The organism is Thiomonas intermedia, assembly GCF_002028405.1.
GTDB lineage: Bacteria > Pseudomonadota > Gammaproteobacteria > Burkholderiales > Burkholderiaceae_C > Thiomonas > Thiomonas intermedia.
The window spans coordinates 3,089,558-3,111,748 of the sequence record NZ_CP020046.1 but is presented as its reverse complement, the minus strand read 5'-3'; the positions used below and the strand labels follow the sequence as shown (position 1 = coordinate 3,111,748).

General features: G+C 64.8%; 17 protein-coding genes. 2 read left to right on the top strand and 15 right to left on the bottom strand.

Annotated elements, in window-relative coordinates; translation table 11 throughout:
* Positions 1-63: 63 nt before the first annotated feature.
* Positions 64-912: a PP2C family protein-serine/threonine phosphatase gene (locus BVH73_RS14505; RefSeq protein ID WP_079419836.1), complete on the top strand. Its 849-nt coding sequence runs from the start codon at positions 64-66 to the stop codon at positions 910-912.
* On the opposite strand, the gene BVH73_RS14500 is transcribed toward BVH73_RS14505, so the two are convergent.
* The 5 genes from BVH73_RS14500 to BVH73_RS14480 all read right to left on the bottom strand — a co-directional run bounded on the left by BVH73_RS14500 (position 901) and on the right by BVH73_RS14480 (position 6,882).
* Positions 901-1,707, bottom strand: coding sequence for an enoyl-CoA hydratase (locus tag BVH73_RS14500; protein ID WP_079419833.1), 807 nt, complete (start codon positions 1,705-1,707; stop codon positions 901-903). The genes BVH73_RS14505 and BVH73_RS14500 overlap by 12 nt on opposite strands.
* Positions 1,708-1,771: 64 nt before the next feature.
* Positions 1,772-2,191 carry a lysozyme inhibitor LprI family protein gene (locus BVH73_RS14495; RefSeq protein WP_079419830.1) on the bottom strand — a complete coding sequence of 140 codons (420 nt, stop codon included), beginning with the start codon at positions 2,189-2,191 and terminating at the stop codon, positions 1,772-1,774.
* A 70-nt stretch (positions 2,192-2,261) separates the two neighbouring features.
* The gene (locus BVH73_RS14490) at positions 2,262-3,194 is read right to left on the bottom strand and encodes a dimethyl sulfoxide reductase anchor subunit family protein (protein ID WP_079419828.1); all 933 of its coding nucleotides are present in this window, start codon (positions 3,192-3,194) and stop codon (positions 2,262-2,264) included.
* A gap of 2 nt (positions 3,195-3,196) precedes the next feature.
* Positions 3,197-4,024, bottom strand: a complete 828-nt coding sequence (locus BVH73_RS14485; protein ID WP_245800356.1) for a 4Fe-4S dicluster domain-containing protein — start codon at positions 4,022-4,024, stop codon at positions 3,197-3,199.
* The gene (locus BVH73_RS14480; RefSeq protein WP_245800501.1) at positions 4,021-6,882 is read right to left on the bottom strand and encodes a molybdopterin oxidoreductase family protein; all 2,862 of its coding nucleotides are present in this window, start codon (positions 6,880-6,882) and stop codon (positions 4,021-4,023) included. The genes BVH73_RS14485 and BVH73_RS14480 overlap by 4 nt, the downstream gene beginning before the upstream one ends.
* Before the next feature lie 284 nt (positions 6,883-7,166).
* Between BVH73_RS14480 and BVH73_RS14475 the strand changes: the two genes are divergently transcribed.
* A complete protein-coding gene (locus BVH73_RS14475; protein ID WP_079420679.1) occupies positions 7,167-8,279 on the top strand; it encodes an alkene reductase in 1,113 nt (370 codons plus the stop codon).
* A gap of 72 nt (positions 8,280-8,351) precedes the next feature.
* On the opposite strand, the gene BVH73_RS14470 is transcribed toward BVH73_RS14475, so the two are convergent.
* The 10 genes from BVH73_RS14470 to infB all read right to left on the bottom strand — a co-directional run bounded on the left by BVH73_RS14470 (position 8,352) and on the right by infB (position 22,137).
* Complete coding sequence (locus BVH73_RS14470) at positions 8,352-9,365, bottom strand: SDR family oxidoreductase (protein WP_079419824.1); 1,014 nt, start codon at positions 9,363-9,365, stop codon at positions 8,352-8,354.
* Positions 9,366-9,371: 6 nt separating this feature from the next.
* Positions 9,372-10,652: a nucleotide sugar dehydrogenase gene (locus tag BVH73_RS14465; RefSeq protein WP_079419821.1), complete on the bottom strand. Its 1,281-nt coding sequence runs from the start codon at positions 10,650-10,652 to the stop codon at positions 9,372-9,374.
* Positions 10,653-10,677: 25 nt separating this feature from the next.
* On the bottom strand, positions 10,678-12,084 hold the full coding sequence (locus BVH73_RS14460) for a TIGR03013 family XrtA/PEP-CTERM system glycosyltransferase (RefSeq protein ID WP_079419819.1): 1,407 nt from the start codon (positions 12,082-12,084) through the stop codon (positions 10,678-10,680).
* Between the two features lie 260 nt (positions 12,085-12,344).
* Positions 12,345-13,931, bottom strand: a complete 1,587-nt coding sequence (locus tag BVH73_RS14455; RefSeq protein WP_079419817.1) for a GMC family oxidoreductase — start codon at positions 13,929-13,931, stop codon at positions 12,345-12,347.
* Between the two features lie 36 nt (positions 13,932-13,967).
* Positions 13,968-14,915: a spherulation-specific family 4 protein gene (locus BVH73_RS14450; RefSeq protein ID WP_245800355.1), complete on the bottom strand. Its 948-nt coding sequence runs from the start codon at positions 14,913-14,915 to the stop codon at positions 13,968-13,970.
* The gene (locus tag BVH73_RS14445; protein ID WP_079419813.1) at positions 14,888-15,784 is read right to left on the bottom strand and encodes a DMT family transporter; all 897 of its coding nucleotides are present in this window, start codon (positions 15,782-15,784) and stop codon (positions 14,888-14,890) included. The genes BVH73_RS14450 and BVH73_RS14445 overlap by 28 nt, the downstream gene beginning before the upstream one ends.
* 188 nt (positions 15,785-15,972) lie before the next feature.
* A complete protein-coding gene (gene typA, locus BVH73_RS14440) occupies positions 15,973-17,799 on the bottom strand; it encodes a translational GTPase TypA (RefSeq protein ID WP_079419811.1) in 1,827 nt (608 codons plus the stop codon).
* Positions 17,796-18,824 carry a tRNA pseudouridine(55) synthase TruB gene (gene truB, locus BVH73_RS14435; protein WP_079419809.1) on the bottom strand — a complete coding sequence of 343 codons (1,029 nt, stop codon included), beginning with the start codon at positions 18,822-18,824 and terminating at the stop codon, positions 17,796-17,798. The genes typA and truB overlap by 4 nt, the downstream gene beginning before the upstream one ends.
* A gap of 31 nt (positions 18,825-18,855) precedes the next feature.
* The gene (gene rbfA / locus BVH73_RS14430) at positions 18,856-19,218 is read right to left on the bottom strand and encodes a 30S ribosome-binding factor RbfA (protein ID WP_055450971.1); all 363 of its coding nucleotides are present in this window, start codon (positions 19,216-19,218) and stop codon (positions 18,856-18,858) included.
* A gap of 21 nt (positions 19,219-19,239) precedes the next feature.
* Complete coding sequence (infB, locus tag BVH73_RS14425) at positions 19,240-22,137, bottom strand: translation initiation factor IF-2 (RefSeq protein ID WP_079419807.1); 2,898 nt, start codon at positions 22,135-22,137, stop codon at positions 19,240-19,242.
* Between the last annotated feature and the right edge of the window lie 54 nt (positions 22,138-22,191).

Below are 22,191 nucleotides of genomic sequence, written 5' to 3'. Positions count from 1 at the left end.
TTCCGCATCGATTCACCGCCTCCACGGATACGTCCGCCGTACCCAGGCTCCTCAGCCGATTCTATGGACCCCACCGATCACTACCCGCCTTCCCGATTGCCGCCGCTGCCCAAGCCGGTCCAGCACCAGGCGGAAACGCGCTGGCGGCTCAGCGCGGCCAGCGGTCTGCACAAGGGCGACCGTCCCTATCAGCAGGATCAGCTGCGGGTGATCGCCCATCCGCGCGTGCAGGGTTGTGTGCTGGCGGTGATTGCCGATGGCATGGGCGGCAAAAGCGGAGGCCGCAAGGCGGCTGACCAGGTGATGCTCACCGCTCAGCAGCTTTTCGAGCGCTACCACCCCGATGCCGATGATCCTCACGCGCTGATGCAGCAGATCGTGCAGGAAAGCCACAGCATGATCCGGCTCACCGCCCTGTCCACCGAGCAGGAGCCGCATTCCACCATCGTCTGCGCGCTTTTTCATGCCGACGAGGGCCGCTGCTACTGGTCGCATGTGGGCGACAGCCGGCTCTACATCTTCCGCGACGACCGGCTGCTGCTGCGATCCAAGGACGACTCCTATGTCCAGACCCTGGTCGACAAGGGCGAGATCACCGAAGCCAAGGCCCGCAACCATCCCATGAGCAACGTGCTGACCTGCAGCCTGGGCATGTCGGAGCTGCCGCTCAAGCCCGTCGAAGAAAGTTCGCTGATGCCCGGCGACGTGCTCATGCTGTGCAGCGACGGGGTCTGGCACTATTTCACCGATCAGGACCTGGAGATCGCCACGTCCAAGCTTCAGGCGCGCGAATGCTGCCAGTACCTGATCGACAAGGCGCGCACCCGCGCGGGGGGACGCGGGGACAACCTGTCCATCATCGTCATCGAACTCGTGCGCCTGCCCACGCCGGGCGAGAAATCAAGCGTCTGAGCCGACCCGCCAACTCGGCTCGCGTTTCTCGATGAAGGCCTGCACGCCTTCCAGGGCGCAGTCGTCGAGCATATTGCAGGTCATGGTCTGCGCTGCGAGCTGATAGGCCGCGTCGATGCCGGTCTCGATCTGGCGATAGAACAGGGCCTTGCCCATACGCACGGCGGCCGCGGGCTTGTTCAGAATGCTCGCAACGAGGCGCCCCACTTCGGCATCCAGCGCATCCGCGGGGGCCACCCGGTTGATGAGGGCGCGCTGCTGGGCTGTGGAGGCATCGATGAAGTCGCCGGTCAGGAGCATTTCCATCGCCTGCTTGCGCGGCAGATTGCGCGACAGCGCCACTCCCGGCGTGGAGCAGAACAGCCCATAGTTGACACCTGAGACGGCAAAGCGCGCATCGGCGCTGGCCACGGCCAGGTCGCAACTGGCGACCAACTGGCAACCCGCGGCGGTGGCGATACCATGCACCTGCGCAATGACGGGCTGGGGCAGACGCATCAAGCCGGTCATCACCTTGCCACAGCGCGCAAAAAGCGACTGGTAATACGCCTGCGAGGGCTGGGCACGCATTTCCTTGAGATCGTGTCCCGCGCAGAAGGCGCGCCCCGCCCCGCGCAGGATGACCACGCGGGCGGTGTCGTCTTCCATCAGGCTGTCGATCTGCGCCTGCAGCGCATCGAGCAGCGCCTCCGACAGCGCGTTGAACGCCTGCGGGCGATTGAGCGTCAGGGTGACCACGCCACGCGTATCGCGCTCGTGGAGAAGGGCGTCGGTGGGGTTCGACGGTTGCGGCATGTCAGTCTCCTTTTTCTGGCAACGAGGATGTTGCCATCGCAGGCTGATCCCTATCTGACGAGGGTCATCGTGGCGGGCAGGTGGCGCCGGAACAATGCACAAAGCCGTCGAGCTGGGCGATGCGGGCGCGGATCATGCCCGACAGACAGGCATCCTGGCGCTGACTCCAGTCGGCGCCGCCGCGGTCGGGCGGGCCGTCGCGGAACAGACACTCCGCGTTCGCCCAGCGTCGCCAGAGGTTCTGCGCGTGGTCCAGCCTTCGCTCGGTATAGGTGCCCATCACCTTTTGCAGTTCCAGACGGTAAAGATGCGTCAGACGGTCGTTGAGCGCGTGACGGGTCTGCGCGGCGCAGGCAGGGCCTTGCGGCTGCGACTGGCAGATGGGCGGGGGCGCTGCAGCAGGATCGGCCTGCGCCGCCACCGCCCCCCACGCCATGATGGCCAGCACCACCGCCCCGCTGCACAACACGCCGCGACCTCGCATCCTTCGCCTCTCTCATCAAAAGAAGGATGGAGCCCCGCCGCGCCCGGCCGTTCCCCGGGGTTTCAATCGGTCACAACGCCGCCTGGTAATAGCGGTTCTGCGGGTGCCGCACCTGGGCGAAAAAGTCCCAGCGCTCGGCGATCATACCCAGCAGATTGCTGGCCAGCGCCAGCGTCCAGCCTGCGGCGCGCAAGGGTTCGGGCGTCAGGCTCATCAACAGCATCGGCAGCACGAAACCCAGCATGACGAAACCCCAGCGCGCGTTCGCCACCCAGCGCACGCTGCGCCCGTGAAAGAACTCGTGGGTGTTGAACGCCCCCGCCGTGAACCCCTTGGACGTCTGCCGGATCACCGGGTTCGACACCCCGAGGGCCGACTGCATCGACCCCGCAGGCACCAGACGACGCACGCGCAGCAGCGCGGCCAGACGTCCCACCAGGGCCGCGCCGAGCAAGGCCGCGGCGGCACGCGCATAAAGTGCCGCCTGCGGCGGCAGCCGCCACAAGGCGAGCACGGCAGCCAGCAGACAACCGCTGGCCAGGCCCATGAGCATGAAGTTCAGCACGGTCAGCGGCGTGGCCCATTCGCGCAGGAATCGCACGCCGGCATAGATCATCGCGGTACAGACCCAGAGCGCGAGCGCTCCGGCGATCAAGACCGCGGCCAGCAGAGCGGGCCAAGCCTGCACCCGCCACAGGCTCAGCAGACACAGCCCGCTCAACCCCAGAAACGCAGGCAGGGCGATGACCTCGCGTGAGAGCCAGGACGTGCGCCACATGGCCGCGGCGCGCCAGGCGCGCTCGGGGCGCCCGAGGTGGCCGAAGGAGGCAACCAGGCCGATGACGCCCAGCCCCAGAATGATCCAGAGACTCAGACGCCAGAACACCAGCCAGGCTTCGGGCTGCGCGGCGCCCAGAAGCGCCGGCAGTGCCACCACGACCGCAAGCCCCTGGGCGCAGCCGATCAGGGTGGTGAGCAGCAAGACGGAAAAGGCGGGCCGCATGGTCAGTGGCTCTCCAGTTGGCTGGCCGCAGGCGCGCCGTGCGTCTGCTTGGCTGCGGGACGATCTTTCCCCAACGTGCCGAAGATCCGGGCGAACAGGCCTCGCGCCTCAACCTCCAGCGCCGCCTCGTTCGACACCGGACGCGGGGACGCGGCCTGACGGGCCGTGGCCTGAGGCGACGGTTTTTGCATCTCGTCGGCCGGCGCGGCGCCCTGGGGCAACTGGCGTGGCAGATAGTGGTTGGCCGGGCGGGTGCCGAGCTCGGGCATCAGGGCGTAGCCGCCGCGTTCGCGGATGGCGCGGGACACCTCCGATTCAGGATCGTGCACGTCCCCGAACAGGCGCGCGTTGGTCGGGCAGGCGTTGACGCAGGCAGGACGGCGCTGGGGAGCCGGGATGGATTCGTCGTAGATCCGGTCCACGCACAGGGTGCACTTGGTCATCACCCCGCGGTCCTCGTCGTATTCGCGCGCGCCGTAAGGACAGGCCCACGAGCAATACTTGCAGCCGATGCACTTGTCGCTGTCCACCAGCACGATGCCGTCTTCCTTGCGCTTGTATGACGCGCCGGTCGGGCACACCGGCACGCACGGCGGCTCTTCGCAGTGCAGGCAGCTCTTGGGAAAGTGCACCGTCTGCGTCTGCGGAAACTGGCCGACCTCGTAAGTCTGGACGCGGTTGAAGAACACGCCCAGCGGGTTTTCGCCGTAAGGCTCAAGATCGCTGAGCGGGCCCGCGGGCCCGGAGGTGTTCCATTGCTTGCACGACGTGACGCAGGCGTGGCAGCCCACGCACACATTGAGGTCGATGACCAGCGCGAGTTGAGTCATGTGGATTTTCCTTGACGTGACGAAGCCCCGGCGACATAGCGCAGCACGCGAGGCTGCGATGTCTGATCGGGCAGCGCGGCAGCTGGTGCAAACTGGGGCCAGCTCTGCGCGGACGAATGCGGCACGGGTTCGCCGGTCTCGGGCGGCGCTTCGGCCGGATCGAGCCGCACGCGCACGTCATACCAGCCGGCCTGACCGGTGACGGGATCGCTGTTGGAGATCTGTCCCTGCCCCGCCCCCAAAGCGTTGGCCGGCAACTCCTCGCGGATGAGGTGGTTGAGCAGAAAGCCGGTCTGCGACTCCTCGGCACGCGGGTGCAGTCCCCAGAAGCCGCTGGCCTTGCCGACGGCATTCCAGGTCCAGACCGTGCCGGGCTCGACGGCCTCGCTGAACTGACAGCGCGCGCGCACCCGGCCCCACGGCGAAGTGATCCACAGCCAGTCGCCGTCGGCAATGCCGCGCTCCTGGGCCACGGCAGGATTGACGTAGAGACGATTGTGACCGTGAATCTGCCGCAGCCAGGCGTTCTGCGAGTCCCAGGCGTGATACATCGCCATGGGCCGCTGGGTCACGGCGGCCAGCGGGTAGCGCGAGAGGTCGGTGGCCGCATGTTCCAGGGGCGGCTCCCAGAAGGGCAGTGGATCGAAGTGATGCGCCACCCTGGCCCGCAGGGCTTCGGGCGGCTGCCGCCCAGCCCGCTGGCCGCGCGCCGCCAGCCTGAAGGACTGCAGCACGTCGGAGTAGAGCGCGATGATGATGGGCGTGTTGCGCGAGCGCCAGCCGTGCTCCTGCGCGAAATCGAGGTAGCCCCGGTTCCAGTTGCGCATGTAGCGCATCGATTCGGGCAGGTGGTGAAAATGCACGCAGTCGTTCTTCGCATACATCTCCCATTGCCGCGGATTGGGCTCGCCCTTGAGCGACTGAGTGCCGTCCTTGCCGCGCCAGCCCGACAGAAAGCCGATACCCGAGCCGGGTGCGGTTTCATAGTTCACGACGAAGTCGGGGTAGTCCTTGTACTTGCGGCTGCCATCGGCGTTCACGAAAGCCGGTAGCCCGAGGCGACCTGCAAGCTCGACCAGCACTTCCTGGAACGGCCGCGTCTGCGCGAGGGGCGGCAGCACGGGTACGCGCACCGAGTCCACCGGGCCGTCGAACTCGGAGATGGGCCGGTCGAGCAGCGACATGGCATCAAACCGCTCCAGATAACTGGTATCGGGCAGCAGCAGATCGGCAAAGGCGGTCATCTCGCTCTGGAAGGCATCGCACACCACGAGAAAGGGAATGCGGTAGCCGCCGTCTTCCCGCTTGTCGCGCAGCATCTGCCGCACGTCCACGGTGTTCATGGCCGAGTTCCACGCCATGTTGGACATGAAGATGAGCAAGGTGTCGATCGGGTAAGGATCGCCGCGCCAGGCGTTGGTGATGACGTTGTGCATCAGGCCATGCACGGCCAGCGGGTGCTCCCACGAAAACGCCTTGTCGATGCGCAGCGGACTGCCGTCGTCCATCAGCGCGAGATCGTCGGGCGAAGTCGGCCAACCCAGCGGCGCACCGCCCAGCGGGGTGTCGGGCCGCACGTCCTGCGGGCCGCGCGGGTTGCGCACCTCGGGCGGAACGTCCTTGGGGTACGGCGCCTTGTGGCGAAATCCGCCGGGCGCATCGATCGTGCCCAGCAGACTCATCAGAATGGACAGGGCGCGGATGGCCTGAAAACCGTTGGAATGCGCCGCGAGACCCCGCATGGCGTGAAAGGCCAGCGGTTTGCTGCGCACCGTGGCGTGTTCGCGGCCGAGCCAGTCCGTCCAGGCGATGGGCAGGTCTTCGCCCTGATCGAGCGCGGCCTGCGCCATCTCCTGCGCCAGTTGGCGTATGCGCCCGGCGCTCACGCCGGTGATCTGCGCCGCCCATTCGGGCGTGCTGTCGGCCAGTTGCTCGCGCAACAACTGCAGCGCGGGGGCCACCGGCGTGCCGTCGGCCAGACGGTAGTGCCCGGAAAGCGCGGGCTGCGCGCCTTCGGTCCAGGCGGGCACGGGCCGCTGCGTCACTGCATCCCACCACATCCGGTCCTGCGATGACGCCGTGCCGCTGGCATCGGGGATGAACAGGCCGTCCTGCGCGTCGCCGGGCTGCACCCGCACGAGCTGCGCACCATTGGTGTAGTGGGCGGAGAACCCGGTGTCGAACCGTCCGGTGCGCAGCAGTTCATGCACCAGCGCCAGAAGCAGGGCGCCATCGGTACCCGGACGAATCGGGATCCACTCGTCGGCGATGGCGGAGTAACCGGTGCGCACCGGATTGATGGAGATGAAACGCCCCCCCGCCCGCTTGAACTTGGACAGGGCGATTTTCATCGGGTTGCTGTGGTGATCCTCGGCGGTGCCGATCATCACGAACAGCCGGGCCCGATCCAGATCCGGCCCGCCGAATTCCCAGAAACTGCCGCCGAAGGTGTAGATCATGCCGGCGGCCATGTTCACCGAGCAGAAGCCGCCGTGCGCGGCGTAGTTGGGCGTGCCGTACTGCCGGGCGAACAGGCCGGTAAGCGCCTGCATCTGATCACGGCCGGTGAACAGAGCGAACTGTTTGGGATCGGTGGCACGCAGGTGGCGCAGGCGGTCTTCCAGGGTCTGCAGAGCCTCATCCCACGAAATCGGTTCGAACTCGCCCTCGCCGCGTTCGGTGCCGGGTTTGCGGCGCAGCGGCTGCGTGAGCCGGGCCGGCGACACCTGTTTCATGATGCCCGCAGAGCCCTTGGCGCAGATCACGCCCTGGTTGAGCGGATGATTCGGATTGCCTTCGATGAAGCGGACCTGGCCGTCGCGCAGATGCACATTGATGCCGCAGCGGCAGGCGCACATATAACAGGTGGTCGTCTTCACCTCCACGGCGCCGGGCTGCGGTGTGATCGGGTCGTGCAGCGGGGTGCCGTTGGAGAAAAATCGATCGAGCGGTTTGAACAGGGAGGACATGGTGGCCTTCGAGTGCGGGCTTGCTGCAACCCTAGTCCTGCCCCATTCATTGAACAAATGAATAGTTTGAGTCTTACATATCAGAAACCTCGATGCACGGCGATTCCCCAGGCCTGCAAACCCGCGCCAACCTGCTTACGATCATTCTTGCATTGCAACAAACAAGGATCTCCATGACCACACCCACCCTGCTTACCCCTCTGCAACTCGGCCGCCTCCAACTGCCCAACCGGATGGTGATGGCGCCGCTCACGCGCTCGCGCGCGCTGCAGCCCAGCGACATTCCCGGCGAGATGAATGCCCGCTATTACGCGCAGCGCGCCACCGCCGGGCTGATCGTGAGCGAAGCCACCCAGATTTCCCGGCAGGGACAGGGCTACGCCTTCACCCCAGGCATCTACACGGACGCGCAGGTCGCCGGATGGAAGCTCGTCACCGACGCGGTCCACGCCGCGGGCGGACGCATGGCGATGCAACTCTGGCATGTGGGGCGCATTTCCCACCATCTGCTGCAGGAGAACGGCCAGGCACCGGTGGCGCCCAGTGCGATCCGCAGCGATACGGGCGAATCTTTCGTGGTGCTGCCCGAGGGCCCCAAGCGCGTGCCGTGCGACATGCCGCGCGCACTCGAAACCGGGGAAATCCCCGGCATCATCGCCGACTACCGCCGCGCTGCCGAACGGGCGCTGACGGCGGGCTTCGACATGCTGGAGCTGCACAGCGCCAACGGCTACCTGCTGCAGCAATTCCTCTCGACGAACACCAACCAGCGCACCGACGGCTACGGCGGCAGCCTGGAAAACAGGGCGCGCATCGTGCTTGAAGCGATCGATGCCCTGATTGACGTGGCCGGTGCGGACCGCGTGGGGGTGCGCATTTCCCCGCATTTCATCCGCCACGACATCCAGGACGCGCAGACCGAGGAGATTCACCTCTACCTGGCGCGAGAATTCAACCGCCGTGGCATCGCCTACATCCACATCGCCGAGCCGGATTGGGCGGGCGGGCCGGCGCTGAGTGAGGCTTTCCGCCAGCAACTGCGCTCCGCCTACGGTGGGCGCATCATCGTGTGCGGCAACTACACCCGCGAATCCGCCGAAGCCCGTCTGGGCTCGGGCACGGCAGACGCCGTGGCCTTCGGCCGCCCCTACATCGCGAACCCGGATCTGGTCGCCCGTTTCGAACAGGGCGCGGAGTTGAACAAACCGAATCCGGCCACCTTCTATGGCGGCGGCGAGGAAGGCTATACCGACTACCCCTTGGTGGGCGCGACAGTCGCTGCCTGATCTAGGGTCTCATGAGCACAGCCCCTCCGATCAGCGCCTGGCCGATTGAAGGGGCTGGCTGTGATGCCCGGTTTACGTTCGCGCGGCGTACCAGGGCATCGCGGTTTTCAAACCCGCGCGCACGCTGAAGTCGGGGCTGTAGCCCAGCAGGCGCCTGGCCTTGCCGATGTCGGCCAGCGAATGCCTCACATCGCCTTTGCGGAAATCGCGATAAACCGGCGGCGTGAAGATCACCTTGGCGTCCAGTGCCATGATTTCCTGGCTCAACAACTGGTGTAGGGTGTTCAGGCTGGTCTGCTCGCCAAACGCCACGTTGTAAACCTGCCCGACGGCCTCGGGATTCGTACTCATTCCCGCCAGAATGTTGGCCTGCACCACATTGTCGACATAGCAGAAATCACGCGTGGTCTCGCCGTCGCCGTTGATGAAGCAGGGCTGATTGCCGCGGATGGCTTTGGCCCAGTTGGGAATCACCGCCGCGTAGGGACCGTTCGGGTCCTGCCGGGTGCCGAACACATTGAAGTAGCGCAGGCCGAGGGTCTGCAGGCCATAGACCCGGCCGAACACATCGGCATACAGCTCGTTGAGATACTTGGTCACCGCATAGGGCGAAAGCGGCTTGCCGATCAGGTCTTCAACCTTGGGCAGACCCGGATGATCGCCGTAGGTCGAACTGGACGCGGCGTAGACAAAGCGATTCACCCCCGCATCGCGCGCCGCCACCAGCATGTTCAGAAAGCCTGTGGCGTTGACCGCATGCGTCGCCAGCGGATTCTCGATGGAGCGCGGCACCGAGCCGAGCGCGGCCTCGTGCAGCACGATGTCCACGCCCTGGCAGGCGCGCTGGCAAGCCGCCAGATCGACGATGTCGCCCTCGATGAAAGTGTGCCGCTTCCAGGCCTCTTCACCCACAAGGCGTCGCACCTCGTCCAGGTTGGACTGATGACCGGTCGAAAAATTGTCCAGGCTGACCACGGTTTGCCCATGGGTCAGCAGGGTCTCGATCAGATGGGAGCCGATGAACCCGGCGCTCCCCGTGACCAGCCAGCGCTGGGGCTTCTCAGATAGCAGTTGCTCGATCGACATGGCGGCTCAAAGTCTCCAGACCTTGGCGCCTTGCGATTCCAGCGCGGCGGCGTCGTATTGGCACTTGATGTCCATGAAGATGCCGCTGGGCTGCAGCTTATCGAGCGTCTGCTGCACCGACATCTCCTGGTAAGCCTGGTGCGCCACCGCAGCCACGACGGCCTGGGCGCGCGGCAACTCGGCCCAGGGCGTGAGCTGGACGCCATACTCGTGCATGGCCTCGCCGGCATCGGCAATCGGATCGTGAACGAGCACATTCACCCCATACGAGGCCAGCTCACGGATCACGTCGATCACCTTGGAATTGCGCAGATCGGGGCAGTCCTCCTTGAAGGTCAAACCCAGCACGATGACATCGCTGCCCTTGATCGGCAGGCCGGCCTGACTCATCTGCTTGATCGTCTGCTCGGCGATGTACTTACCCATGCCGTCGTTGATGCGGCGCCCCGCCAGGATGACCTGCGGGTGGTAACCGAGCATGTCGGCCTTGTGCGTCAGGTAGTAAGGATCGACGCCGATGCAATGCCCGCCGACCAACCCCGGTCGGAACGGCAGGAAATTCCACTTCGTGCCCGCCGCCTTGAGAACCTCCAGCGTGTCGATGCCAATGCGATGGAAGATCAGCGACAGCTCGTTCATCAAGGCGATATTGAGATCGCGCTGCGTGTTCTCGATGACTTTCGCCGCCTCGGCCACCTTGATGCTCTGGGCGCGATGCACCCCCGCCGTGATGACCGCGCTGTAAACCTCAGCCACGGTGTCGAGGGTTTCGGCGGTGTCGCCCGAGACCACCTTGACGATCCTGGTCAGCGTGTGTTCCTTGTCGCCGGGATTGATACGCTCGGGCGAATAGCCGACGAAAAAATCCTTCTTCCATTTCAGGCCGGACTGCTTCTCGAGAATGGGCACGCAGATTTCTTCCGTGGCCCCCGGATACACCGTGGACTCGTACACCACGATGGCGCCGGGCTTGAGATACTTGCCGACCGATGTGCTGGCGCCGACCAAGGGGCTGAAATCGGGATTGTGGGCCTCGTCGACGGGGGTCGGCACGGCCACGATCACAAAATCCGCCTCTTTCAGTTTCGAGGCATCGGTCGTCGGTTCGAGCAAGGTGGCCTGCCTGAGATTCTCCTGGCTGACCTCCCCCGTCGGATCGACATGCTTGCAATAAGCCGCAATCTTCTCGACGGACAGATCAAAACCGATGGTGCGATATTTTTTCCCGAATTCGACGGCCAAGGGAAGGCCGACATACCCCAATCCAACTACAGCAACTACTGTCATCGTTCTCTTTCTTAAAAAAATAATATTATCTTGCGCCTTCACCAAAAATCACGACGCGCACTGTTTCGAACAAAATAAAAAAATCGAGAAAGACACTATTGTTCTTGACGTAATAAAGGTCGAACTGCAATTTTCTTCTGGAGTCCTCGACGGACGCTCCATAAGCGTAGCGTACCTGCGCCCATCCGGTGACCCCTGGCTTCACGCTATGGCGAATGGCGTAGAACGGAATATCTCGCTCGAGCATATCGACAAACGTCGGTCGCTCCGGTCGTGGGCCGACCATACTCATTTCTCCGCGCAAGACATTGATCAATTGCGGCAGTTCGTCGATTCGGGTTTTTCGCATGAAAGCACCCACGCGGGTGATCCGGTTGTCATTCGTGCTCGCCCACCTGGCCACGCCGTCTTTTTCAGCATCGGTTCGCATGCTGCGGAACTTCATGCAATGAAATGTCTTGCCAAAAAGACCCACTCGTTCCTGCTGAAAAAATACAGGGCCGCGATCCTCGATTTTGATCGCCAACGCGGCCAGAAGCATGATGGGCCACAGGGTGAGCAGCAGGATACAGGCGCTGAAAAGGTCGAATAGACGTTTTGCCAGGGCCCGGATATAGCCCTGGGTAAATCCTCCACCGTAGATCAACCAGCTGGCCTTCATGCTTTCAAGTGGAACCTCGCCCTTGAGGCGCTCGTAAAACGTGGGCAGATTGTGCACGGGGGTGCCAAGAATCCGCGCTTCGAGCAATTGGCGTATCGGCAGCACGCCGCCGCGCTGCTCGCGCACAGCGATGATGATTTCATCCACCCGCATTTCCAGCACGACCTGCTCGAGCGGCGTCGTGCCGTCGAAAACATCGCCATTCAGTTGAACCTGCGCCTGCTCACCGCTCTCAGTCGGATAAAAGCCGACGATGGTATACGAGGCACCATGCCGTTCCTGAACCTGGCGCGAAAGCGACTGGGCTTCACGGCCATTGCCCACGATCAGGATGCGCCGCGTCATGCCCGACAGCGCAGACTGGCGCAGAAGAATATAGCGAAACAGAATCAGAAAACCCATCTGATAAAGATAGGCAAAAGCCAGAACCCTGAATGAACTTCCCGCCTCGGTGAACATCAGCGTGAACCAATAAACCGGGAAAAATGCAAACGCAAAAGCTACTGAAGTGCGTCCAAGAAGGTCGCGCAGGCTGTTTTCTGCATCGATTCTGTAGACCCCGAGCGCCGTATAAAGAAGTGCCGACAGACCGGTATAAATAACGAGTGGATAGGAGCCTTGTCTCACCCAATACGAAAAATCATGGCTGCCCGGAGTCAAAAGATAGACCGTCCAGGTTGCGAGTCCGAATGCCAGAATGGAAATTGCCACATCCACCAGCAACTCCAGGGTCATTTTCGCGGGAATATAAAGATTAAAAATCTTGAACATATTTCACTCTGATCGTTGGGGTTCGCTGGCAAGCGATCTCGGGGCGCTTCAAGATGAGGTTTCCCATCGCACTTCGGTGGGTTTATTTTGCGCCGGTATGCAGGAGAACTGATGTGAAGTTTTTGGCAATTCAGGCGACAAATCCATGTTTGCCAGGCTGCGTGCAGCATTGTTGTCATTCGGGAATGACAGGTCCATCCCCGAGGGCAGGCCTTCCCCCCCCCGATTCACAGGGTGGTGCCCAGACGCCGTCCAAGGCGCTAGGCGCCGTGCCTGAGCCAGACGCTGGCCCTCTCGGCGATCATGAGGGTGGGCGCGTTGGTATTGCCGGTGGGCACTTCGGGCATGATGGCGGCGTCGACCACATACAGCCCTTCCAGGCCGCGCACGCGCAGTTGCGGATCGACCACGCTGCCTACATCGGCGCCCATGCGGCAGGTGCCCACGGGGTGGTAGACGGTCTCGGCTTTGCTGCGGATGAATTCGCGCAGATCGCCGTCCGCCCCCAGGAGCTTTCCAGGAAAGAGGTTGTCGCCCCGCCAGGGATCGAAAGCCGATTGCGCCAGGATGTCGCGGGAGGCACGCGCGGCCTCACACATGCGTTGCAGATCGCTGCCCTCCGGGTCGCTCAGGTAGTTGGGCCGAATCATGGGGGGCGCCGCAGGGTCGGCGCTGCGCAGCCGAATGTGCCCGCGGCTTTGGGGATGCAGCACGCAGGCATGCAGGGTGTAACCGTAACCGGGCAGACGCCCTCGACCATGATCGTCGAGCAAGGCGGGCACGAAATGGAACTGCAGATCGCAGCGGCCATCGTTGGCGAGCCGCGAGCGCATGAAGCCGCCGCCTTCGGCGGCATTGGAGGTGCCGACGCCCTGCCGCGTCAGCCAGAATTGCAGCCCCGCGGAGACGACGTTGACCTTGTCGTAGCTCACCGGCCGGGTGCAGGCCGTCAAGGTGCAGATGTCGAGATGATCCTGCAGATTCTCGCCCACCGCCGGGAGGTCGAGCGCCACGGGGATGCCCATGTCGCGAAGGTGGTCGGCCGGGCCTATGCCGGAAAGCAGGAGCAGTTGCGGCGAGTTGATCGCGCCGCCGCTGAGCACCACGCGGCCGGCCTCGATGCGCTGGCTCGGCCGACCGCGTCGGCGCACCGTCACGCCTACGGCACGTCCCCGCTCGATCAGGACTCGCTCGGTCAGGGTGTGGGTCATCACCGTGAGATTGCCGCGGTCACGAACGGGCCTCAGGAAGGCGGCCGCACTCGAATGCCGAAGCCCGTCGTGCTGGGTGACCTGATAGAGCCCGACGCCCTCCTGCTCGGGGCCGTTGAAATCAGGATTGCGGCTCAGTCCGTAGGAGACCCCTGCGGCCACAAAGGCGTCGGTCAGCACGTTGTGGTGGCGCAGATCGCTCACGCCCAGCTCACCCTGATCGCCATGCCAGGCGTCGGCGCCTCGCGTATTGCGCTCCATGGCGCGAAACAGCGGCAGTACCGACGACCAGGACCAGGCGGTCTCGCCGGTCTGGGCCGCCCACCGGTCATAGTCTTGCGCCGCGCCGCGCACGTAGCACATGGCGTTGATCGAACTCGAACCCCCGAGCACCTTCCCGCGTGGCCACCACAGGCGCCGGCCATGCAGTTGCGGCTCGGGCTCGGTGGTGTAGTTCCAGTTGAAGCGGGGCTGGCCCGCCAGCTTGGCAATGCCCGCAGGCATGCGGATGTAGGGATGCCAATCCGAGCCACCGGCTTCGACCAGCAAGACCTGATGGCTGGGATCGGCGCTCAGACGATTCGCCAGAACACAGCCTGCCGAACCGGCGCCGACGATCACGGTGTCGTACTTCATCGCCCTCCCCTTCTTCGTCCTGGCGCTACCGCGGCCTCAGTTCTGTTCCTGGTTCAACTGCTGGAGGGTCTGGATCATCGCCGTGTACTGCGTACTCAGTGCGGCCCAGGGGTCGCCGCCAGCCCCCTGGTCCGTCAGATCGACATAGCCGAAACCTTGCCGGTACAGGCTGGACAGCATGCTGGCTTGAAGTTGCGGCAGATTGCTCAGCCCAAGCGCCAGGTAGGCGAACCTGGCAGGCGCATAGCGGCTCAGACCGGCGGGCACCGCCGCAAGATTGAGATCGGCGCTTTCGTGCATGACCGTGATGTCGGCCGTAGCGGCAATCGTGCTGTCGGGATAAGTGCCCGGATTGATGGCGACCAGCGCCGTCTCGCCACGGATCGGCCTGATGTCTGCGCGCGCGGCAGCCGCGGCCTGGCCGTAATAGCCCGCCTGGCTGGCCTGACTCGATACCTCGTCGAAAAACACACCGTCGACGCCGTAGCACTGCGCATACGTCTGCACATCGGCCTCCACCTGAGCCAGATCGCGCTGGCCATAGGAGGTGCGGACATAGCCCAGCACGGTCACGCCTGCTGCGTGCAATATGCCGATGCCGTGCGCAAACGCACTCAGCGTGGCGGACGGCGGTGAACTGCAGGCGACCGGGCCATTGCTCGGGTTGATGATGGCCACCGTGGGCACCACGGCCGCACCGGCCGCGACCTGCGTCCAGGCCGGGCTGTCCGCAGTCGCGTACGAGGCGCCGCTGCCGCTCGAAACCAGCGGATAGCCGTAAAGCGGCACCAGCACGCCCATGGGCGTGCTGCGCGCCGCCGTGGTCGCCGTCGTTTGCGAGGTCTGCTGCTCGGCCGTCGGGCTCGATCCCGGAGAACCGCCGCCGCCGCAAGCCGTCATCAACAGTCCCGTCAACAGGGCCGACAGACTCCACTTTCCGAATGCTTCGAACCTGCCTAGGTAGCCCATCTCAGTCGCCGCCATCCCCACCATTCGTTGCCGACGAGCGCGAACAGAATCAGCCCGCCGCCGATCAGCGTTCCCAGTGCCGGTTGCTCCCCCGCGCCGAGCCACGCCCAGAGGATACCGAACACCACCTCCAGCAATCCGAGCAGTCCCACTTCGGCGGGCGCCAGACGCTGTGCCGCCCAGACCGCCAACAGCCCCGGGATGGCCAACTGGAAAACGCCCAGAAAGGCGAGCCAGAGGAAATCGTGCAGGTCCACCGCCACGGGCCAGGCGGGAAACACCACGGCCAGCACGGAGAACAAGGCGCCGAACATCACCGCCGCCTGCATCGGCACCGCCGTGCCGGCACGGCGCAGGCTGACCCAGTTGGAGGCCGCGCTGAACGGCACGGCCAACGCCACCAGCATGCCGAGAAGCTGCGTCGATCCATTCGCATGATGCAGGTTCTGCCAGCCGATCCATCCCATGCCGGCGATCGCAAGCGCGATGGCCAGCCAGGTGCGAGCCGGCAAGGCGTGGCGCAGGATCAGCCAGCCCAGCAAGGCGGCAATCAAGGGACTGAGACTGTCGGCAATCAGGGTCTGCGCCACGGTGGTGAGCGTCAGGGCAACCATGAAGGCGGTGAACATCACCGCCCAGAACACGGCTGAAAGCCACAGCAGCGGCGAGGCGTACCGCACATCGCGCGCCAGACCGCGGGGCCCCTGGCGCCAGAGCAGCCAGGCCAGCACCCCGAGCGCGGCAAAGCCGCTGCGCCAGAACACCAGATCGAGTCCGTTCTGATGATGGAGATGGCGCGTGACCACGCCCGCCACGCTCCAAAGCAGCGTGGCGCCGACCATGGCGAGCACGGCACGCGAATGGGGCCGAGAGCTTGTGAACATTTCAGCCGTGCCCGCCTTGCACGTCAAAACGCCCCAGCTCGTCGTTGCAAATGCTCGCCATAGCCCGCGCTATGGCTGTGCTTTGCGCCTCGATCGGGAGCGGTTTGACGCGCCTTTCGGACATGTCCGAAAAATTCACTAGCTCTGGGTCGGGTCGCCATGATCCGCGCGCCGGGTTCGAGCGTCGATCAGGCCGAGCGGCCAGCGCGCTTGCGCTCGTTCTCGGTGAGATGGCGCTTGCGCAGACGAACGCTCTTGGGGGTGATTTCGACCAACTCATCGTCTTCGATGAATTCCACGCCGTACTCCAGCGTGAGGTCGATGGGCGGGGTGATCTTGATGGCGTCTTCCTTGCCCGAGACGCGGAAATTGGTGAGCTGCTTGGTGCGGGTTGCGTTGACCACCAGGTCGTTGTCGCGGCTGTGGATGCCCACGATCATGCCTTCGTACACCGGATCGCCCGCCTTGACGAACATGCGTCCGCGGTCATCGAGCTTGCCCAGGGCGTAGGTGAAGATTTCCCCGTCGTCCATGGAGATGAGCACGCCGTTCTTGCGCCCGGCAATCTCGCCCTTGTGCGCCTCGTAGCCGTCGAAGATGTTGGAGATCAGCCCGGAGCCACGGGTCAGGTTGAGGAATTCGTTGGTGAAGCCGATCAGGCCGCGCGCCGGAATACGGTATTCGAGACGCACGCGGCCGCGGCCGTCCGGCTCCATATTGACCAGCTCGCCCTTGCGCTCGCCCAGGGCCTGCATCACCCCGCCCTGATGGCCTTCTTCGATGTCGGCCGTCACCAGTTCGATGGGCTCCTGGCGCACGCCGTCCACGTCCTTGAACACCACGCGCGGCTTGGACACGGCCAGCTCATAGCCTTCGCGGCGCATGTTCTCCAGCAGAATGGTCAGGTGCAGTTCGCCGCGGCCCGACACTTCGAAAATGCCGTCCTCGTCGGTTTCCTTCACGCGCAGCGCCACATTGGACTGCAACTCCTTCTGCAGCCGATCCCAGATCTGGCGGCTGGTCACGAACTTGCCCTCACGGCCGGCCAGCGGGCTGGTGTTGACGCAGAAGTTCATGGTCAGCGTCGGCTCGTCCACCTTGAGCATGGGCAGCGGCGCGGGGGTGAGCGGGTCGGTCACGGTCACGCCAATGCCGATCTCGGCAATGCCGTTGATCAGCACGATGTCGCCGGGGCCGGCTTCAGTCACCTGCACGCGATCCAGCCCCTGGAACGTCAGCACCTGATTGATGCGCCCCTTGAGCGACTTGCCCTCCGGGCCTTCCATCACCAGCACGTCCATGCCGGGCTTGATCGTGCCCGCATTGATGCGGCCCACGCCGATACGGCCGACGAAGTTGTTGTAGTCGAGGGCCGAGATCTGCAGTTGCAGCGGTGCTGCCGGATCGCCGCTGTGCGGGTGCACGTGCTTAAGGATGGTGTTGAACAGGGCCGACATGTCCGGGCCCCACTGCTGGCCCGGTTCGCCCTCGTCGAGCGAGGTCCAGCCGTTGATGCCCGAGGCATAGACCACGGGGAAGTCGAGCTGCTCGTCGGTCGCGCCCAGTTTGTCGAACAGGTCGAAGGCGGCGTTGACCACGGCATCGGGCTTGGCGCCCGGTTTGTCCACCTTGTTCACCACGACGATGGGCTTGAGCCCCAGGGCCAGCGCCTTCTTGGTGACGAAGCGCGTCTGCGGCATCGGGCCTTCCTGGGCGTCGATCAGCAGCACCACGCCGTCGACCATCGACAGCGCACGCTCGACTTCACCGCCGAAGTCGGCGTGGCCGGGGGTATCGACGATGTTGATGTGCGTGCCTTCCCAGCTCACCGCGCAGTTCTTGGCCAGGATGGTGATGCCGCGCTCGCGTTCGATGGCGTTGTTGTCCATCACCGTATCCACGACTTTCTCGTGTTCGGCGAAGGTGCCAGACTGGCGCAGCAGCTGGTCAACCATGGTGGTCTTGCCGTGGTCGACGTGGGCGATGATGGCGATGTTGCGGATGGATTTGCTCATGGTGTGGCGTCCTGATGGAGGGATTCGGTTCGAAAGGGTGAAATGGGGATCGATGAGGCTGTTTCTGGCTGAGCCGGGGCCGCGTCGAGCGCGAGCTCATCGGCGCACAGCAGGCGACGCGGCGCCAACACGCCGGACTCCAAGGCGCCGATGCCCAGCAGCACCGCCGCCTGTCCGGCCGCCAGCGGTCCGTAGATGCGCACGTCCTCGCCGGGCTTGATCAGCCCGCCGCACGGCAGCCCACTGAGGCGGGCGCCGTGCAAGAACCGCTGCGTCTGCGCGGCGTCGAGGTCCAGTCTGGGTGAAGCCTGCAGCAGGACATCGGTCGGCAGCAACTGACGGCGCAAACCGACTTGATCCAGGGCCTCGGCCGCATCGAGCCCCAGGGCCTGTTCCAGTTGGAATGCACCGCTCGCCGTACGGGTGAGCGCCGCCAGATGGGCACCACAGCCCAGGGCCTCGCCGATATCGCGCGCCAGGGCGCGAATGTAGGTGCCCTTGCCGCAATGCACGGCCAGCGTCATCCTGTCGTCCTGCAGGGATGACAGCTCGATGGCATGGATCTGCACGGTGCGCGGCGCAACCTCGACCGACTCTCCCGCCCGGGCATACGCATAGAGCGGTCGGCCGTCGCGCTTGAGCGCGCTGTAGACAGGCGGTGTCTGGCTGATGGCACCAAGGAAGCGCGGCAGAACGGCATCAACCTGCGCCCGGTCCACGCGCACGGCGCGGCGCTCGACGACCTCGCCCTCGGCATCATCCGTCGTCGTACGGGCACCGAGCTGCAGCACGGCGACATAGCGCTTGTCGGCTTCGAGGTGCCGCTGGGCGAACTTGGTCGCGGCGCCGAAGCACAGCATCAGCAAGCCGTCGGCCAGGGGATCGAGGGTGCCGCCATGCCCGGCCTTCGCCGCCCGCAGGCGTCGGCGCACGCGAAACAAGGCCTGCTGCGAGGTCAGCCCGCGAGGCTTGTTCAGCAGAAGCACTCCGTTGACCGCCTCCCAGGGCGCTTTCTGAACATTCATGGTGGTCGGAACCCGAGCGCAAAGCGCCGGGTCAGTCGTCTTTGGCTTGATGCGACAAGGCCTGCTTGATCAGCCCATCCATCTCGGCGGCCTTCTCGGTCGTCGGATCGAACAGGAAATGCAGCGTGGGCACGGTGTGGATCTGCAGGCGCTTGAACAACAGGCTGTGCAGGTAGCCGGCCTTGTCGCTCAGCAACTGACGCGCCGTCTCGGGCTCGGCGCCGATCACGCTGAAATACACCTTGGCATGGGCGTAATCCGGCGTGAGCTGCACGTCAGTGAGGGTCACCAGACCGAGCTTGGGGTTGCGCAGCTCGCGCTGGATCAGCTCGGCCAGATCGCGCTGGATCTGGTCGGCGATACGCTGGGTCCGGTTGGGCGTGGCGCGCTTCATCTCAGTCTGGCTGCGGCCCCCTTACAGGGTGCGGGCCACTTCCTTGATTTCGAAGACTTCGAGCTGATCGCCCTCTTCGATGTCCTGGTAGTTCTTCAGCGACAGACCGCATTCGAAGCCTTCCTTGACTTCGCGCGCATCGTCCTTGAAGCGCTTGAGCGAATCGAGATCTCCGGTATGGATGACCACGTTGTTGCGCAGCAGGCGCACATGCGCCGAACGGCGCACCAGGCCCGACAACACCATACAGCCGGCCACCGCGCCCACCTTCGGGATGCGGAACACCTGACGGATCTCGACCAGACCCAGGACCTCTTCCTTCTTCTCGGGCGTCAACATGCCCGACATGGCCGCCTTGATCTCGTCGACCGCCTCGTAAATGATGTTGTAGTAACGAATGTCGATGCCGTTGTTCTCGGCCAGTTTGCGGCCCCCCGTATCGGCGCGCGTATTGAAGCCGATGATCACCGCATTGGATGCGATGGCCAGATTGACGTCGCTCTCGGAAATGCCACCCACGGCCGCATGCACCACCTGCACCTTGATCTCGCTGGTCGAGAGCTTGGTGAGGGCGTGGATGAGCGCCTCCTGCGAGCCCTGCACGTCGGCCTTGATGATGAGGGGCAGGTTCTTGCTGTTCTCGTCCATCTGCTCGAACATGTTTTCGAGCTTGGCAGCCTGCTGGCGGGCCAGCTTGACGTCGCGGTACTTGCCCTGGCGGAACAACGCGATCTCGCGCGCCTTGCGCTCGTCGAGCAGCACCATGATTTCCTCACCGGCGCTGGGCACTTCGGTGAGACCTTGAATTTCCACCGGAATGGACGGGCCAGCCTCGGTGACGGGCTTGCCCACTTCATCGAGCATGGCGCGCACCCGGCCAAACGCCGCGCCGGCCAGCACCACGTCGCCACGCTTGAGCGTGCCCGACTGCACCAGAATCGTGGCGACCGGGCCGCGGCCCTTGTCGAGCCGCGATTCGATCACCAGTCCCTTGGCGGGGGCCTCGACCGGCGCCTTCAGCTCCAGCACTTCGGCCTGCAGCAGAATCTGTTCGAGCAGATCATCCACCCCCTGCCCGGTCTTGGCCGATACCGGCACGAAGGGCGAATCGCCGCCGTACTCTTCAGGTACCACGCTTTCAGCGATCAGCTCCTGGCGAACGCGATCGGGATTGGCCCCGGGCTTATCGATCTTGTTGAGTGCCACGACGAGCGGAACCCCGGCCGCCTTGGCGTGCGCGATCGCTTCCTTGGTCTGCGGCATCACGCCGTCGTCCGCGGCCACCACCAGAATGACGATGTCCGTGGCCTTCGCCCCACGCGCCCGCATGGCCGTGAAGGCTTCGTGGCCCGGGGTGTCGAGGAAGGTGATGATGCCGCGCGGCGTTTCGACGTGATAGGCGCCGATGTGCTGCGTGATGCCACCGGCCTCGCCTGCCGCCACTTTGGCGCGGCGAATGTAGTCGAGCAGCGAGGTCTTGCCGTGATCGACGTGTCCCATGACCGTGACCACCGGCGCGCGCGGAAACTGCTCCACGTCGGCCTGCGCGCCTTCGCCGTCTTCCGTCAGGAAATTCTCGGGATCGTCGAGCTTGGCGGCAATGGCGGTATGGCCCAGTTCCTCGACCACGATCATCGCCGTCTCCTGATCGAGCACCTGGTTGATGGTGACCATCTGGCCGAGCTTCATCAGACTCTTGATCACCTCGGCGGCCTTGACGGACATCTTGTGCGCCAACTCGGCCACGGTAATCGTTTCAGGCACATGCACTTCGCGCACGATCATCTCGGCGGGCGCCGCGGGCGCTTGGTGTTCGGCGCCCCGGTCGTTGCGGCCACCGCGGCGGCCTGCCGTGGTCTTCGGCCCGCGCCAGCCTCCCGGCGCTCCGGTCGGGTTGCCGCGAGGCTTGATCGCTGCGCCGCGCTTCTTCGCGGCGTCGTCGGCCCAGGAGGAGGAGAGCTTTTCGGACTTGACTTGCTTGTCGTCCTTCTTCGCCGTGCCCGGCGCGGCGGCCGCACCAGGTCCTGCCGCCTTGGCACCAGCCGCAGGCTTATGAATCGTGCCCTTGATGGTTCCGCTGGCAGGCGCGGCCTCGGTCGTCTTGGGCGCCGGCTTCTCGGCACGCAGCACAGTGCGCGGGCGCGCCATCATGTCGCGAATGGCGGCCGCTTCCGCCTCCGCGGCCTTGCGACGCTTCTCGATCTGCTGCAGCTTGGCGGCTTCTTCCGCATCCTGCTTCTTCTGGGCGACAGCGCGCTCGGTCGCGGCCGCCTGTGCCTGAGAGGCGACATCCGCGGCTTGCTGCGCGGCACCTTCGGCAACGGCAGACGGCGCGGCCTCAGAGGTCACAACGGCGGCCTGCTGCGCCTTTGCAGCAGCTTCCCGGGCGGCTTGCGCCTCGCGCTCGGCCTGCTCGCGCGCCTCCTGCTCCTGGCGTTCCTGGGCTGCGCGACGCTCCTGTTCGGCTGCGCGCTGTGCGGCCAGTTCCTCGGCCTGCCGCGCCAGCAGATCGGCCTGACGCTGAGCCTCGGCCTCGCGACGCTGCAGTTCAGCGTCGTCGATGACCGGTTCTTCAGTCTCCGGCGATGCATGCGCATCGCTTCCGGGCGCGGATTCATCGCGCTTGACGAACACCCGCTTCTTGCGCACTTCCACATGGATGGTGCGCGCCTTGCCGGTGGCATCCGCCTGCTTGATCTCGCTGGTCTGCTTGCGTGTCAGGGTGATTTTCTTGCGCTCGCCGCCCGCCGCGCCGCCATGTGCCGCGCGCAGGTGCTCGAGCAGGCGTGCCTTGTCGGCTTCGCTGATGACATCGTCCGCAGCGCGCGACCCGACTCCCGCCTGTTGCAGTTGCTCTTGCAAGAGGTTCAAGGGTTTGCCGAGTTCTGCGGCGAGTTGTGCGACGGTATGACTGGCCATTGATGGAGTGTCCTAGTACGGCTTGAAACGTATGAAGATTGGGCGGCGGGTTCG